The organism is Streptacidiphilus fuscans, assembly GCF_015690355.1.
Lineage (GTDB): Bacteria > Actinomycetota > Actinomycetes > Streptomycetales > Streptomycetaceae > Streptacidiphilus > Streptacidiphilus fuscans.
In genome coordinates this window covers 396,486-411,940 of record NZ_JADPRT010000007.1, presented here as the reverse complement: position 1 = coordinate 411,940, position 15,455 = coordinate 396,486, and the positions used below count along the sequence as shown (strand labels likewise).

General features: G+C 70.3%; 12 protein-coding genes and 1 pseudogene. 9 read left to right on the top strand and 4 right to left on the bottom strand.

What is annotated here, in order from left to right; translation table 11 throughout:
• Positions 1-57: 57 nt before the first annotated feature.
• Together I2501_RS19630 and I2501_RS19625 are read right to left on the bottom strand one after the other, a co-directional pair.
• Positions 58-438 (bottom strand): helix-turn-helix domain-containing protein, encoded by a 381-nt coding sequence (locus I2501_RS19630; protein ID WP_196195378.1) that lies wholly within the window; start codon positions 436-438, stop codon positions 58-60.
• Entirely contained in the window at positions 435-758 is a 324-nt protein-coding gene (locus tag I2501_RS19625; protein ID WP_196195377.1) for a thiamine-binding protein, read from the bottom strand. The genes I2501_RS19630 and I2501_RS19625 overlap by 4 nt, the downstream gene beginning before the upstream one ends.
• 145 nt (positions 759-903) lie before the next feature.
• Between I2501_RS19625 and I2501_RS19620 the strand changes: the two genes are divergently transcribed.
• The 9 genes and pseudogenes from I2501_RS19620 to I2501_RS19580 all read left to right on the top strand — a co-directional run bounded on the left by I2501_RS19620 (position 904) and on the right by I2501_RS19580 (position 12,049).
• The gene (locus I2501_RS19620) at positions 904-1,758 is read left to right on the top strand and encodes a TIM barrel protein (protein WP_196195376.1); all 855 of its coding nucleotides are present in this window, start codon (positions 904-906) and stop codon (positions 1,756-1,758) included.
• A gap of 28 nt (positions 1,759-1,786) precedes the next feature.
• A complete protein-coding gene (locus I2501_RS19615; protein ID WP_196195375.1) occupies positions 1,787-2,680 on the top strand; it encodes a 2-hydroxy-3-oxopropionate reductase in 894 nt (297 codons plus the stop codon).
• A gap of 1 nt (position 2,681) precedes the next feature.
• Positions 2,682-4,457 carry a glyoxylate carboligase gene (gene gcl, locus I2501_RS19610; protein ID WP_196195374.1) on the top strand — a complete coding sequence of 592 codons (1,776 nt, stop codon included), beginning with the start codon at positions 2,682-2,684 and terminating at the stop codon, positions 4,455-4,457.
• 126 nt (positions 4,458-4,583) lie between these two features.
• Positions 4,584-5,717, top strand: coding sequence for a glycerate kinase (locus I2501_RS19605; protein WP_196195373.1), 1,134 nt, complete (start codon positions 4,584-4,586; stop codon positions 5,715-5,717).
• A 380-nt stretch (positions 5,718-6,097) separates the two neighbouring features.
• Entirely contained in the window at positions 6,098-7,441 is a 1,344-nt protein-coding gene (gene allB, locus I2501_RS19600; protein WP_215909755.1) for an allantoinase AllB, read from the top strand.
• Positions 7,438-8,463 (top strand): annotated as a pseudogene (gene alc / locus I2501_RS19595) (allantoicase); the annotation flags it as partial. The gene allB and the pseudogene alc, both read left to right, overlap by 4 nt.
• A 316-nt stretch (positions 8,464-8,779) precedes the next feature.
• Complete coding sequence (locus I2501_RS19590) at positions 8,780-10,240, top strand: catalase (protein WP_196195371.1); 1,461 nt, start codon at positions 8,780-8,782, stop codon at positions 10,238-10,240.
• 130 nt (positions 10,241-10,370) lie between these two features.
• Positions 10,371-11,159, top strand: a complete 789-nt coding sequence (locus I2501_RS19585; RefSeq protein ID WP_196195370.1) for a VOC family protein — start codon at positions 10,371-10,373, stop codon at positions 11,157-11,159.
• Between the two features lie 134 nt (positions 11,160-11,293).
• Entirely contained in the window at positions 11,294-12,049 is a 756-nt protein-coding gene (locus I2501_RS19580; RefSeq protein WP_408022754.1) for an IclR family transcriptional regulator, read from the top strand.
• Between the two features lie 48 nt (positions 12,050-12,097).
• Here I2501_RS19580 and I2501_RS19575 read toward each other — a convergent pair whose 3' ends face one another.
• Both I2501_RS19575 and I2501_RS19570 read right to left on the bottom strand, forming a co-directional pair.
• Positions 12,098-13,768 (bottom strand): peptide-N4-asparagine amidase, encoded by a 1,671-nt coding sequence (locus I2501_RS19575; protein ID WP_196195368.1) that lies wholly within the window; start codon positions 13,766-13,768, stop codon positions 12,098-12,100.
• A gap of 180 nt (positions 13,769-13,948) precedes the next feature.
• Positions 13,949-15,358: a sugar porter family MFS transporter gene (locus I2501_RS19570; RefSeq protein WP_196195367.1), complete on the bottom strand. Its 1,410-nt coding sequence runs from the start codon at positions 15,356-15,358 to the stop codon at positions 13,949-13,951.
• Positions 15,359-15,455: the final 97 nt, after the last annotated feature.

The window sequence follows — 15,455 nt, the reverse complement described above, 5'->3', positions numbered from 1 at the left end:
GCCGTGCAGTCGCCCGAAGGGACGCCGCGCGGGCCGCGCGTCCGGCGCGGCCGCCGCTCAGTCCTGCTTTCCGTTCGCCTGCTGGCGGTTGAGGTAGTTGTAGACGGTGAACCGGCTGACGCCGAGTGCCGCCGCCACCGTCTCCACGCCGTGCCGGACCGTGAACGCGCCGCGCTCCTCGAGCAGCGCGACCACGCGCTGCTTGCCCGCCCGGTCCAGCTCGGACAGCTCGCCGCCGCCGAACTGACGCTTGACGTCCGCCAGCAGCCGGTCGAGCGCGCTCTCCAGGCCGGGCAGGCGCACCGCCACGGCGGGAGAGCCGTCCCATTCGAGCAGCACGTCGTCGGGGCGCGCCTCGGCGACCTCGACCGCGCTGCCGCCCACCGCGTCGAGCAGTGGCTTGATGGCTATGGCCAGCGGGTGCTGCTCTCCGCTCATCCCGCTCCCTCCCCGCTGTCCGTCGCGTCCGTCGATGTCGCAGTCGTGGGGGCCGTCGGGGCGTCCGCGAGCGGCTCGCCGTCCTCGGAGAGAACGCTCACCTGGAGCGAGATCCGGGTGGCCCCGTGGGCCAGGGTCTCCCGCACCAGACGGTCGATCGCCGCGAGGGTCTGCTCGCGCTCGCCCTCGGCACTCGTGCCGAACGGGCCGACCTCGACGCTGAGCCCGGCGTCGTCGACCACGCGCCGGGCCGTCTTCGCATGTTCCGGAAAGCCGTCCAGCTCGAACGGCTCGGTCGTGAACTCCACCTTCAATCGCACGCCCGAAGCGTATCCGCGAAACGCGAGTTGAGAACCATCCCCTTGACAAAGTGTTGAAGGCTCGTGGCATAGTTTCGTCAAGCAGAAAACATCTTCCGCATAGTGGAATCAGCGGAACTCGTGAACTCGTGGAACTGGTGATGGCATGACCGCCACTGCGCAGAGCTGGCTGAACCAGCGCTGGACTGTCAACCTCTCGATCCTCTTCACCGAGCTGCCGCTGGTGGAGCGTCCCGCCGCAGCCAAGGCCGCCGGTTTCGACGCCGCCGAACTGTGGTGGACCCTGGACGGCCCCACCCCGCCCCAGGCCGACCTCGACGCCCTGCGCTCCGCGTTCGTGGACGCCGGCGTCCAGCTGACCGGCCTCAACTTCGACGCCGGCAACATGGCCGGCGGCGACAAGGGCCTGCTGTCCCGCCCCGCCGACTCGCAGCAGTTCCGCGACAACATCGCGGTGGCGGTCGGCCTGGCCGACTCCCTCGGCTGCAAGGCGCTCAACGCGCTCTACGGCAACCGGGTCGAGGACGTGCCGGTGGCCGAGCAGGACGCCCTCGCGCTGGAGAACCTCGCGCTGGCCGCGCAGGCCGCGCACGGTATCGGCGCGATCCTGCTGGTCGAGGCGCTGAACGCGCCGGAGGCGCCGCAGTACGGGTTGCTGTCCTCGAAGGACGCCGTCGCCCTGGTCGACGCCGTCAACGGGACCACCGGCCTCGGCAACACGAAGTTCCTCTGCGACCTCTACCACCTGGCGCGCAACGGCGAGGACCTCGCCGCGGTGATCACCGAGTACGCCGACCGCATCGGTCACGTGCAGATCGCCGACGTGCCGGGCCGTAACTTCCCGGGTTCGGGTGAGCTCGACTTCCCCGGCCTTCTGGGCCAGTTGGACGCCGTTGATTACGAAGGCTACATCGGGCTGGAGTACAAGCCCGTGGCCGGAGTCGCCTCGGCCGACTCCTTCGAGTGGCTGCCGCGCGAGCTTCGCCGCCGCACTCGCTGACTTTCCCGACACCTCCCAAGGAGTTCTCATGAGCACCACCTCGCGCCGGATCGCCTTCATCGGCCTCGGCATCATGGGCAGCCCGATGGCGGCCAATCTCGTCAAGGCCGGCCACACCGTCACCGGTTACAACCTGGTCCAGGCGCCGATCGACAAGCTGATCGCCGACGGCGGCAAGGGCGCCTCCTCGATCGCCGAGGCCGTCAAGGACGCCGAGATCGTCATCACGATGGTTCCGGCCGACCCGCAGGTCGAGGCCGTGTACTTCGGCGAGGACGGCGTGCTCGACAACGCCGCCGCCGGTGCGCTCCTCATCGACATGTCCTCGGTGACCCCGCAGATCTCGCAGCGTGTGGCCGCCGCCGCCAAGGAGAAGGGCCTGCGTTCCATCGACGCCCCCGTCTCCGGTGGCGAGGCCGGTGCCATCGAGGGTGTGCTCTCGATCATGGTCGGTGGCGAGCGTGCCGACTTCGACGAGGCCGAGCCGGTCCTGAAGGTGCTGGGCACCACCGTCGCGCTGGTCGGCCCGTCCGGCTCCGGCCAGACCGTCAAGGTCGCCAACCAGCTGATCGTCGCCGTCAACATCCAGGCGTGCGCCGAGGCCGTGGTCTTCCTGGAGAAGTCGGGCGTGGACCTGGAGGTCGCCCTCGACGTGCTCAACGGCGGTCTGGCCGGTTCCACCGTGCTGACCCGCAAGAAGAACAACTTCCTCAAGCGCGACTTCGCGCCGGGCTTCCGCCTCGACCTGCACCACAAGGACATGGGCAACCTGCTGTCCGCGGCGCGTGCCGTCGAGGTCCCGCTGCCCACCGCCGCGCTGGTCGCGGACTTCATCACCGCGATGCGCAACGCCGGCGACGGCGGGCTGGACCACTCGGCCCTGCTGCGCAACCTGGAGCGCCTGTCCGGAAAGGTCAAGTGACATGGCACGGATGACCGCGGCAGAGGCCGCCGTCGAGATCCTCAAGCGTGAGGGCATCACCAACCTGTTCGGCCTGCCCGGCGCTGCGATCAACCCCTTCTACTCCGCGATCCGCAAGCGCGGCGGCCTGCACCACACGCTGGCCCGCCACGTCGAGGGCGCGTCCCACATGGCCGAGGGTTACACCCGGGCCAAGGCCGGCAACATCGGTGTCTGCATCGGGACGTCGGGCCCGGCCGGGACCGACATGATCACCGGTCTGTACTCCGCGAGCGCGGACTCGATCCCGATCCTCTGCATCACCGGCCAGGCTCCCGTGGCCAAGCTGCACAAGGAGGACTTCCAGGCGGTCGACATCGCGTCCATCGCGAAGCCGCTGACGAAGATGGCCGTCACCGTGCTGGAGCCGGCCCAGGTCCCGGGCGCCTTCCAGCAGGCCTTCCACCTGATGCGCTCCGGTCGTCCCGGCCCGGTCCTGATCGACCTGCCGATCGACGTGCAGATGGCGGAGATCGAGTTCGACATCGACACCTACGAGCCGCTGCCGGTCTACAAGCCGTCCGCGACCCGTGCCCAGGTGGAGAAGGCGCTCAACCTGCTGCAGGAGTCCGAGCGTCCGCTGATCGTCGCCGGTGGCGGCATCATCAACGCCGACGCGGCCGACCTGCTGGTCGAGTTCGCCGAGCTGACCGGCGTCCCGGTCGTCCCGACGCTGATGGGCTGGGGCACCATCCCGGACGACCACAAGCTCACCGCCGGCATGGTCGGCCTGCAGACCTCGCACCGCTACGGCAACGCGACGCTGCTGGAGTCGGACTTCGTCATCGGCATCGGCAACCGCTGGGCCAACCGCCACACCGGCAACACCGACGTCTACACGGCCGGTCGCACGATCGTCCACGTGGACATCGAGCCGACGCAGATCGGGCGCGTCTTCGCCCCCGACTACGGCATCGTCTCGGACGCCAAGGCCGCCCTTGAGCTGTTCGTCCAGGTCGCGCGGGAGCGCAAGGCCGCCCAGACGCTCAAGGACTACTCGGCCTGGGCCGCGTCCTGCCAGGAGCGCAAGGCGACGCTGCTGCGCAAGACCCACTTCGACAACGTGCCGGTCAAGCCGCAGCGTGTCTACGAGGAGATGAACAAGGCGTTCGGACGCGACGTCCGCTACGTCACGACCATCGGCCTCTCGCAGATCCAGGCCGCGCAGATGCTCCACGTCTACAAGGAGCGTCACTGGATCAACGCCGGTCAGGCGGGCCCGCTGGGCTGGACCGTCCCGGCCGCGCTCGGTGTCGCCACCGCGGTGCCGGACGAGACCGTCGTCGGGCTCTCGGGCGACTACGACTTCCAGTTCATGATCGAGGAGCTGGCGGTCGGGGCGCAGTTCAACATCGGCTACGTCCACGTGGTCGTGAACAACGCCTACCTGGGCCTGATCCGTCAGGCACAGCGGAACTTCGACATGGACTACTGCGTCCAGCTGTCCTTCGACAACATCAACGCTCCCGAGGTCAACGGCTACGGCGTGGACCACGTCAAGGTCGCCGAGGGCCTGGGCTGCAAGGCGATCCGGGTCTTCGAGCCCGGTGAGATCGCCGGCGCCCTGGAGCAGGCGAAGAAGCTGGTCGCCGAGTTCAAGGTCCCGGTCATCGTCGAGGTCATCCTGGAGCGGATCACCAACGTCTCCATGTCGGGTGGCGACATCGACAAGGTCAACGAGTTCGAGGAGCTCGCGACCGCGCCCGGCGACGCGCCGACCGCCCTTTTGGGCGGCTGACGCACCGTCGGGGCGCAGCCCCTAGTCTCCTCCCGGCGGCGTGATCCATCCGGTCGTGCCCGCGCCGCCGGGAGGTACTCCTTGATGAACACAGAGCGCAGCTCTGCACACGAAGGTGAGGCTGTCATGACGCAGGGCCACGTGGTGATCGCGCCCGACAAGTTCAAAGGCAGCCTCACCGGGTCCGAGGCGGCGGAGCACATCGCCGCCGGCGTGCGTCGCGTCCGTCCGGACGTCGAGGTGCGCACCCTGCCCGTCGCCGACGGCGGCGAGGGGACGGTCCTGGCGGCGGTCGCGGCGGGTTTCACCGCCGTGCCGACGCTGGTGGACGGCCCCACCGGCGAGCAGCTCGAAGCCGTCTTCGCGGTCCAGGGGGAGACCGCGGTGATCGAGGCGGCCCAGGCCAGCGGCCTGCAGCTGCTCCCGGGCGGGGTCAAGGCCCCGCTGACCGCGGGCAGTTACGGCACCGGCCAGCTGATCCGCCGGGCCATCGACCTCGGTTGTACGAAGATCGTGCTCGGGCTGGGCGGCGTCGCCTGCACCGACGGCGGCGCGGGCCTGGCCCAGGCGCTCGGCGTCCGGCTGCTGGACGCCGACGGCCAGGAGCTGCCGCCCGGGGGAGCGGCACTGGCCCGCCTGGACTCGGTCGACCCGGGTCCGCTGGCGGACACCCTCTCCGGCGTCGAGTTCGTCGTCGCGAGCGACGTCGACAACCCGCTGCTCGGTGAGCGCGGCGCGCCCGCGGTCTACGGACCGCAGAAGGGCGCGACGCCCGCCGACGTCGCCGAGCTCGACGCCGCGCTGGCCCACTGGGCCGACCATGTCGCCAAGCTGACCGGCTCCGACCTGCGGGACGCGCCCGGCGCGGGCGCCGCGGGCGGCCTCGGCTTCGGCGCGCTGGCCCTCTTGGGGGCCTCTCTACGGCCCGGGATCGCGCTCTTGCTCGATCTGCTGGGCTTCGACCGGGCGGTGCGGGGAGCCCGTCTGGTCGTGACCGGCGAAGGCTGCCTGGACGTGCAGACCCTGCACGGCAAGGCGCCCGCCGGTGTCGCCGAGGCGGCGACCGGGGCGGGAGTCCCGGTCGCAGCCGTGGCCGGCTTGCTTGAGCTCAGTGAGGAACAGTGGCGCGCCGCGGGGTTTGTCGCTGCGATCTCGCTCTCCGAGCTGGCCGGCCCCGGCGGTGACAGTCTCACCCGCGCCGCGGAACTGGCGGAGCTGGCTGGGGAGCGGCTCGCCGCCCAGCTCCTCGGCGCGGGCTGAGACGCCCGCCCCCTCCGGGGGCGGTTTTTTCGCAGACTTTCACTTTTGCTGCCGCAGGTAGTTGCACTGCCAGGGGCGCGAGGAACTGCGCGACAAGCCACCCTGGGTGGTGTGTCGCTGTACGAGCAGGGCCATCCGCACTGGATGGTTCCTCGCGCAGTTCCCCGCGCCCCTAGGTGGTGCAACCACCTGCGGGAGCGAAGCCCACCTCGTCGCGCCCACGCGGCGGAGCCGCATATCGGCAGAGCCTCGCGCCCCCTAGGTCGTAGCTTCCCCCGAAAGTGCACGGCAGCGGCTCTTCAACAACTCGTTGAAAGAAACCGTTGACGTTTTGTTGAAGGCGACCATAGGCTCGCGACAACCCAATCAGGAGGCCCAAGTTGACCAAGGTGATCCGATCCCGGCGCGTCGTCCTCCCGGTCGGCGAGACCGCTGCCGACGTGGTCGTCAGCGAAGGGCGGATCGTCGAGGTCCTGGCCCATGGTGCCGCCGATCTCGCAGGCGCGGAGCTGGTGGACCTCGGGGACGTCGCGCTCCTCCCGGGGCTCGTCGACACTCACGTACACGTGAATGAGCCCGGTCGCACGGAGTGGGAAGGCTTCGCCACCGCGACCCGCGCCGCCGCGGCCGGTGGGGTGACGACCATCGTCGACATGCCGCTCAACTCGATCCCGCCGACCACGACGGTCGCGAACCTCGAAGCGAAGCGCAAGGTCGCCGAGGGCCAGCTCTACGTCGACACCGGCCTGTGGGGCGGCGCCGTTCCGGACAACACCGGCGACCTGGCCGCCCTGTACGAGGCCGGCGTCTTCGGGTTCAAGAGCTTCCTCGCCCCCTCCGGGGTGGACGAGTTCCCGCACCTCAACGCCGCCCAGCTCGAAGCCGCGCTGGAAGAGCAGGCGCGCATCGGGGCGCTGGCGATCATCCACGCCGAGGACCCGCGGATCCTGGACGAGGCCCCGCACACGCCCGGTCCGGAGTACGCCGACTTCCTCGCCTCCCGGCCGGACGACGCCGAGGCGGTAGCCGTCAGCGGCCTGCTCGCCGCCGCCAAGCGGACCGGTGCCCGCGTCCACATCCTGCACGTGTCGTCCGCGGCTGTGCTGCCGCTGCTGCGCGCCGCCCGCGCCGAGGGCGTACAGGTAACCGCAGAAACGTGCCCGCACTACCTCACTCTCACCGCCGAGCAGGTCCCGGCCGGTGACACCGCTTTCAAGTGCTGTCCGCCGATCCGCAGTGAGTCCAACCGCGACCAGATCTGGGCGGCGCTCGCCGCAGGCGAGTTCGTCGGGATCGTCTCCGACCACTCGCCCTCGACGCCCGACCTCAAGCACCTGCCGCGCTTCGGCGGCGACGGCGACTTCGCCGCCGCGTGGGGCGGTATCGCGTCGCTGCAGCTGGGCCTTCCGGCGATCTGGACCGAGGCGCGCCGCCGCGGTCACAGCCTCGCCGACGTCGTCCGCTGGATGTCCACCGGAACCGCCGCCTTCGTCGGCCTGACGAGCAAGGGCGCGATCGCCCCCGGCAAGGACGCAGACCTGGTGGCCTTCGACCCCGACGGCGAGTTCACCGTCGACCCGGCCGGACTGCACCACCGCAACCCCGTGACCCCCTACGCAGGCCGTTCGCTGTCCGGCGTCGTGCGCACCACCTGGCTCCGCGGTGAGCCGGTGGACGTCGCCGGCACCCCGACCGGCCGACTGCTGACCCGAGGAGAAGCATGACCGACAACCAGAACCCGGCCCCGTTCACCGAGTTGGTCAACCTCGCAGCGCGGTCACTGGGCGCGGGCGTGGTCGCCGCCAACGACGAGCTGTTCGCCGAGCGGGAGAACCTGATCGTCGCGAAGCCGGCGGAGTTCCGCCCGCACACCTTCGGGCACAAGGGCCAGATCATGGACGGCTGGGAGACCCGCCGCCGTCGCGGCGCGAGCGTCGACGAGACGCACCCGACCGACGAGGACCACGACTGGGCGATCGTCCGCCTGGGCGCCGCCGGCGTGATCCGCGGCGTGATCGTCGACACCGCGCACTTCACCGGCAACTACCCGGAGAGCGCCTCGATCGAGGCCGTCTCCGTGCCCGGCAGCCCCTCGCCGGAGGAGCTCGCCGCCGCCGAGTGGACCGAGATCGTTCCGCGCACCGCGCTCAAGGGCGACACCGCCCACGAGTTCGAGGTCTCCGCCCCGCAGCGCTTCACCCACGTCCGTCTCAACATCTTCCCCGACGGCGGCGTGGCCCGGCTCCGGGTCCACGGCGAGGTCGTCGTCGACCCGCGCGCGCTGGCCGGGCTCACCTTCGACCTGGCCGCGCAGGAGTTCGGCGGCGTCGCCACCGGCGCGTCCGACCGCTACTTCTCCTCGCCGCACAACCTCAACTCCCTCGGCCGCGCGGCCGTGATGGGCGAGGGCTGGGAGACGCGACGCCGTCGCAACAAGGACAACGACTGGGTCGAGCTCGACCTGGTCGACGAGGGCGAGGTACTCGGCGTCGAGATCGACACCACCCACTTCGTCGGCAACTGCCCCGGCTGGGCCTCGGTTTCGGGCAAGGACGCCGCCACCGGCGAGTGGGTCGAGCTGCTGCCGCGCACCCGGCTCCAGCCCGACACCCGCCACCAGGTCCGCGTCGAGCCGCGCACGGCCGTGACCGCCGCGCGCCTGGATGTCTTCCCCGACGGCGGTGTGGCACGGCTCCGGCTCACCGGTCGGCTGACCGAGGCCGGTCGCGCCGCGCACGCGCTGCGCTGGTTCAACCTGGTCCCCGCGGCCGAGGCCGAGCAGGCCCTCGCCCACGCGGGCCTGACCACCGGCGAGGCGCAGGCGCTCACCGCCGCGCGTCCGCTGACCACCACCGAGGCCGTGCGCGCAGCCGAGTCCGCGCTGCAGCCGGCCGACACCCCCGACGGCGCGGAGAACTCCCGTCGCCGGGCCGCGATCTGGCGGCTGCTGGGCGTTTGAGACGACGGCCCGCCCAGCAGCTGCCGAACCACCTCCATCTCACGTCGCACCGCGACGATTCCACCTGCGAAGACATTCGTCTGAGCCGATCCGGAGTACCTCCATGTCGAAAATCCTGACCACAGAGTCCGGCGCCCCGGTCGCCGACAACCAGAACTCCGCCCAGGCCGGCATCGGCGGCCCGCTGCTGATCCAGGACCAGCAGCTGATCGAGAAGCTCGCGCGGTTCAACCGCGAGCGCATCCCGGAGCGCATCGTCCACGCCCGCGGCTCCGGCGCGCACGGCTACTTCGAGGTCACCGACGACGTCACGCCGTTCACCAAGGCGGCGTTCCTGAACACCGTCGGGAAGCGCACCGACGTCTTCCTGCGCTTCTCGACGGTCGCCGGCAACCTCGGCGCGGCCGACGCGGTCCGTGACCCGCGCGGCTTCGCGCTGAAGTTCTACACCGAGGAGGGCAACTACGACCTCGTCGGCAACAACACCCCGGTGTTCTTCATCAAGGACCCGATCAAGTTCCCCGACTTCATCCACTCGCAGAAGCGCGACCCCTTCACGGGCGCCGGCGAGGCGGACAACGTCTGGGACTACTGGTCCTACTCGCCCGAGTCGCTGCACCAGATCACCTGGCTCTTCGGCGACCGCGGCATCCCGGCCTCCTACCGTCACATGAACGGCTACGGCTCCCACACCTACCAGTGGGTCGCCGCGGACGGCACCGCCTACTGGGTCAAGTACCACTTCAAGACCAACCAGGGCATCCGCTGCCTGGACGCCGACCAGGCCGCCGAGCTGGCGGGCAAGGACCCGGACAGCCACCAGCGCGACCTGCACCAGGCCATCGAGCGCGGCATCTACCCGACCTGGACCGTCTACGTCCAGCTCATGCCGGTGGCCGAGGCGGCCGAGTACCGCTTCAACCCGTTCGACCTGACGAAGGTCTGGCCGCACAGCGACTACCCGCTGCAGCGCGTCGGCCGCCTGGTGCTCAACCGCAACCCGGACAACGTCTTCGCCGAGGTCGAGCAGGCCGCCTTCTCGCCGAACAACTTCGTCCCCGGCATCGGTGCCTCGCCGGACAAGATGCTCCAGGGCCGTCTCTTCGCCTACGCCGACGCGCACCGCTACCGCCTGGGCGTCAACCACACCCAGCTGGCGATCAACGCTCCCAAGGCGACCGAGGCCAACAACTACGGCCGCGACGGCTACAGCGCGGTCAACGGCGGTGGCCGGGCCAAGAACTACGAGCCCAACTCCTACGACGGCCCGCGTCAGACCGACGCACCGCTGGCCGCCCCGACCGCCGTCTCCGGCTGGACGGGCACCCACGTCGCCCCCCAGCACACCAAGGACGACGACTTCTTCCAGGCCGGTGAGCTCTACCGGCTGATGTCGAAGGGCGAGCAGGACCGCCTGATCGCCAACCTGGCGGGCTCGATCGCCTCGGTCACCCGCGACGACGTGGTCGAGCGCGTGCTGCCGTTCTTCCACGCGGCTGACGCCGACTACGGCAAGCGCCTTGAGGCCGCCGTCAAGGCGATCCGTCTCGCCGACGAGGCCTGAGTTCCCTTGCGCCTTAGGTAACGCAGGGCTGGTCACCCTCCGCGCGCGCCGTCACCGGTTCCGGTGGCGGCGCGCGTGTCTTGGTAGAAGAGTGTGCGCCGAGGGGGATTGCCGCTTCCGGAGGAGAAGCATGTCCACGATCGAAAAGCCCTACACACCCGGTACGCCCTGTTGGATCGACCTCATGGCCAAGGACCAGCAGGCCGCACTGGACTTCTACAAGGACGTCTTCGGCTGGGGTGGTGAGCCGGGTCCGAAGGAGTTCGGCGGCTACGCCGTCATGGACCTCGGCGGGCGCCCCGTCTGCGGCATCGGCCCGGCCATGGCCCCGGAGGGCGCCCCGGAGCCGCCCCACGTCTGGACCACCTACCTGGCCAGCAACGACGCGGACGCCACCGCGGCCAAGATCAAGGCCGCCAAGGGCCAGGTGATGTTCGAGCCGATGGACGTCGGCAACCTCGGCCGGATGCTGATCGGCGTCGACCCGACGGGCGCGGTCTTCGGCGTCTGGCAGCACAAGGAGTTCTTCGGCGCGGTCGCCGTCAACGAGCCTGGCTCGCTGGTCTGGAACGAGTGCAACACCCGTGACGTCCCGGCTGACGCCGCCTTCTACGAGGCCGCGCTCGGCATCAAGGTCGTGCCCATGGAGGAGATGGCCGGCTACTTCGGCCTGCAGGTCGACGGCAGGGTCGTCGGCGGGATGCAGGACATGGCCGCCAACTTCCCGGCCGAGGTCCCGCCGCACTGGATGGCGTGGTTCGAGGTCGACGACACCGACGCGACGGTTGACGCGGCCGTCAAGCGCGGGGCGAACGTCGTCGTCCCGCCGACGGACATTCCGCCCGGGCGGATGGCGGGCATCCAGGACCCCTGGGGCGCTGTCTTCTGCGTGCTGAAGTCGGCCCAGCCGACGCCCTGACCCGTTCTGACCAGTCCTGACCTGGATCAAGCCGCGCACACCCCGCGTTTCGGCCGCCACGATCATGTGCCTGTACGAACCGGGATCGAACACCGCACAACCCATGCTCACCGGACCGGCTGACGGCTAGTCTGGTGGGCATGGCTGCGCACAACCACTCCCCACGGAGCTCGGTCGAACGTGCCCTGCGGCTGCTGGAGGCGGTGGACCGCCGGGGCTTCGGCGCGAGCGCCTCCGAACTCGCCGAGGAAGTCCAGCTCTCCGTCGAGCACGCCCGTCGGCTGCTCCGCTCGCTGGTGCGCGAGGGCTATCTGGAGCGCCTCGACGACGGCGCGTACGTGCTGGGCGGCGCGCTGGCGATGCTCGGCCAGGCCAACAGGGAGCAGCTGGTGCAGTCCCGGCTGGTGGCCAAACTCGCCTCGCTCCGCGACGAGTTGGGCGCGGCGGTCTACTTCTCCCGCTACGCCGACGGCGAGGTCTCCGTACAGGCCGTGGTGGACGGGCCGATGACGCCCAGCGTCCACGAGTGGGTCGACTTCCGCGCCAGCGGCCACGCCAGCGCGATCGGCAAGTGCCTGCTCTCGCAGCTGGACCACGACTCGCGTCGCGACCACCTGAACCGGCATCCGGCGGCGCGGTTCACCTCGCGCACCACCGTCGACACCGGCGTTCTGCTCCAGCGCCTGGACCGCCATCCGGTCACCATGCCGATGCTGGACCTGCAGGAGTACGCCATCGGCACGGTCTGTGCGGCCGTCGCGGTCACTGCGGGGAACGCCGTCGGCTGCCTGGCCTTCTCGCTCCCGGTGGAGGAGGCCTACCGCCTCAAGGAGGCGGCGGAGACCCTCCAGCGCAAGGCCGCGCCGGTGCTGCTGGCCCTCACCGTGTGAGGTCCGGGCAACACCGACGCGGTCCGTAGAGCCCTTGTTGACGATCCGTCAACTACAGTCGCTCACCCGGCCCGTGGTGACGTATCCGTGCGCGGCACGGATCAGGTGGTCGTAGCAGGCACCGGTGTCCGTGGTGCCGATCCAGTGCTCGGAGTCGGTGCCGTCGGCCGCCGTCGTCACCCCGTTGGTGCGGGCCAGCACGCCGGTCGCGTCCACGGAGTCGTCCGTGACGGCCACCTGTCGCCAGTGGTCGCCCGTAAGGACGCTGTCGTCCAGCATCCGGCCCTGGTGGACCGTCGCCGACAGGGAGTAGTTGTTCCCGTCGGTGTAGAGCGGGACGTCGGAGTCGACCGTGATCGGGTACGACCAGGCGTGCCGGGTGGCCGTGGCGTGGCCGTGCTCGGGAGCGGTGGTCACCGTGGTGGCGCCGTACTCCTGCTGGTTCACGATCTGGAGCTGACCGCCCTGGGAGACGGCGTCGGTGTTGAGGTACCAGGCGTGCTGGGACACCGTCGTCGTCACCCGGCCCGCCGAGGTGGCGAGCCACCCGGAGGTGGACCAGTCACGCGTGGCGCTGACGCGGACATTCACCGTGTCGCCGGTCCCGGGCGTCTCCGTGGTGGCCACGGCCGGGGTGAGCGAGAGGGTGTCGCTCGTCAGCGCGCCGTAGGTCTGCGCGGCGTGGTGATCCGTCGTCAGGAACAGGGTGCTGTCGACGGTCCAGCCGTCCGCCGCGCCGTAGGGCGTGACGGTGAAGGTGTGCGGCTTGCCGTCGACCAGCAGCCCGGCGAAGGGCGTCAGGTTGATGTCGTACGCCTGCGTGACGAACTGGTCGATCGCCGGGATCGGCCGCCACAGCGTCGGCACGATGCCGCCGGAGTAGACGACCGGGTACGGCTGCGCGAGCCCCGCCGGGCGGCCGTCGACCGCCACCTGCACCTCGCGGTACGGGCCGCCGCCGCAGAGGTAGTTCGGGTACTTGGCCGCCAGGTCGTTCGGCACCGAGTCGAACCACTGCTCGTCGCAGCCGCCGCCGCGGGCGTAGACCTCCATGTCGACGCCGGTCAGGTTGCGCGGCAGGGTGACCGTCTTGGAGGACGACTGGCCGGGGTTGAGGTAGGTCCACCCGGCGTCGGTGGTCGACGCCGACAGCGGCAGCACCTGGTCGGCGGTGTGCGCGGGCGGGTACCGGTGGTCGGCCTGGTAGTACGTCAGCGTCAGCTTCATGTCGTAGACGCCGGTGTAGGTGCTGTTGACCACGTTGCCGAGCGAGACCGCGATGGGCTGCGGGGTGCGCAGCAGCGGGACGAACTGGGTGACGTCCTTCTGCAGACTCCAGCTGATCCCGGCCGCCGTGGGCTCGGGCGTGCTGGTGCGCAGCACCTCGGCGCCGCCGATCCACACGCCGGCCAGCCGGTCGTACTGCCGCCCCTGCACGCTGCCGGACCAGGTGAGCACCACCTTGTTCCACGGCCCCGGGCAGTCGGCCGGCGGCGTCACCGTGCCTGACCAGGCGGGGGAGGAGATGGTGTTGCCGAAGTCGTTCTGCATTTCGGTCACGGTGCAGTGGTGCGTGCCCGGTTGGCTCACCGGCGGCAGTGCGGTGACCGGGTTCTGGTAGTTGGTCTCGATCTGCCCCGCGTCGGCATGGGCCGTTCCCGTGCCGAGCAGGGCAGCACACAGCAGGGCAGCTGTTCCGAGCACGCCCGCGATGCGCATACACTCGCCTCCCGTCGATCTTGACTGGGTGGTACGGGTGGGACCTTGCACCGTCGGCGGTGCGCGCACAAGAGGGCGTGACGGATGAGCTGGTGGGACGCCGGTGGGACGTTGGTGGAACGCGACGGCGCGGCTGGTGAACCACACCAGCCGCGCCGCGGGAGCGATCCAGCAGGGGCGTCAGCCCATCTCCTCCAGGGACTTGCCCTTGGTCTCGCGGACGAACTTGAGCACGAACGGGATCGAGAGCAGTGCGAAGGCCGCGTAGATCACGTACGTCCCCGTCAGGTTCCAGCCGGAGAGGCTCGGGAAGCTGGCGGTGATGGCCCAGTTGGCGATCCACTGCGCAGCCGCCGCGACGCCCAGGGCAGCGGCCCGGATGTGGTTGGGGAACATCTCGCCCAGCATCACCCAGACCACCACGCCCCACGACATGGCGAAGAAGAAGACGAACGCGTGCGCCGCGACGAGCGCCACCACGCCCTGGGTGTGCGGCAGGGTGCCGCCGTGCAGGGCGGAGAAGGCCCAGGCCTCCAGTGCCAGCGAGACCGTCATGCCGACCGAGCCGATCAGCGCCAGCGGCTTGCGGCCGATCCGGTCGACCAGGACGATCGCCACGACCGTGCCGATGATGTTGATGATCGACGTCGTGAACGAGTAGAAGAACGACGAGCTCGGGTCGACGCCGACCGACTGCCACAGCGTCGAGCTGTAGTAGAAGGCCACGTTGATGCCGACCAGCTGCTGGAAGACCGAGAGGCCGATCCCCACCCAGACGATCGGCAGCAGGCCGAACCCGCCGCCGAGCAGGTCCTTGAAGGTGGAGCGGTGCTCGCTGCGCATCGCCTCGTCGATCTCGGCGACGCGGGCGTCCAGGTCGGTGCTGTGGCCCTCGACCTCGGCGATGACCGCCTTGGCGCGGTCGATCCGGCCGGCGGAGATCAGGAAGCGCGGCGACTCGGGGATCGCGAAGGACAGCAGGCCGTAGAGGACGGCCGGGACCACCATCACGCCGAGCATGACCTGCCACGCCTCGACGCCGAGCAGGTGTCCGCGCTGGTTGCCGTGCGCGGCCTGCAGGATGCCCCAGTTGACGAGCTGGGATATCGCGATGCCGATGACGATGGCGGCCTGCTGGAACGAGCCGAGCCGGCCGCGGTAGGCGGGCGGGGCCACCTCGGCGATGTACGCGGGGCCGATCACCGAGGCCATGCCGATGCCGATGCCGCCCAGCGTGCGCCACAGGACCAGGTCCCAGAGCGAGAAGGGCAGCGCCGAGCCGATGGCGCTCACGGTGAAGAGCGCGGCGGCGATCTGCATGACCCGGATCCGGCCCAGCCGGTCGGCCATCCGTCCGGCCAGCGCGGCGCCGATGGCGCTGCCGATCAGCGCGACAGCGACGACCTGCGCCAGCTCGGCGGAGCCGACCTGGTACTTGTGCTGGATCGCGGTCACGGCCCCGTTGATCACGGAGCTGTCGTAGCCGAAGAGAAAGCCGCCCATGGCGGCGGCCGCGGTGATGAAAACGACGTGGCCCAGGTTGTCGGCCGCAGCTCCGGCCGGCCGCCTGGACCCGGTGGTGGTGGTCACGTTGCGCTCCAGACGCCCGGCTTCGTTACCGGACTCGAAGGATAAGTTCAACGCGACAGAGGTTATTCCTTGAGGTTATGAAGTCAAATCCGGACAG

Bases quoted from the DNA above. Each gene is read 5' to 3' on its own strand.
- I2501_RS19575 (WP_196195368.1), bottom strand. From the start codon at position 13,768: ATGCGCATCGCGGGCGTGCTCGGAACAGCTGCCCTGCTGTGTGCTGCC.
- I2501_RS19585 (WP_196195370.1), top strand. From the start codon at position 10,371: ATGTCCACGATCGAAAAGCCCTACACACCCGGTACGCCCTGTTGGATC.
- I2501_RS19615 (WP_196195375.1), top strand. From the start codon at position 1,787: ATGAGCACCACCTCGCGCCGGATCGCCTTCATCGGCCTCGGCATCATG.
- I2501_RS19605 (WP_196195373.1), top strand. From the start codon at position 4,584: ATGACGCAGGGCCACGTGGTGATCGCGCCCGACAAGTTCAAAGGCAGC.
- gcl (WP_196195374.1), top strand. From the start codon at position 2,682: ATGGCACGGATGACCGCGGCAGAGGCCGCCGTCGAGATCCTCAAGCGT.
- I2501_RS19620 (WP_196195376.1), top strand. From the start codon at position 904: ATGACCGCCACTGCGCAGAGCTGGCTGAACCAGCGCTGGACTGTCAAC.
- I2501_RS19590 (WP_196195371.1), top strand. From the start codon at position 8,780: ATGTCGAAAATCCTGACCACAGAGTCCGGCGCCCCGGTCGCCGACAAC.
- I2501_RS19630 (WP_196195378.1), bottom strand. From the start codon at position 438: ATGAGCGGAGAGCAGCACCCGCTGGCCATAGCCATCAAGCCACTGCTC.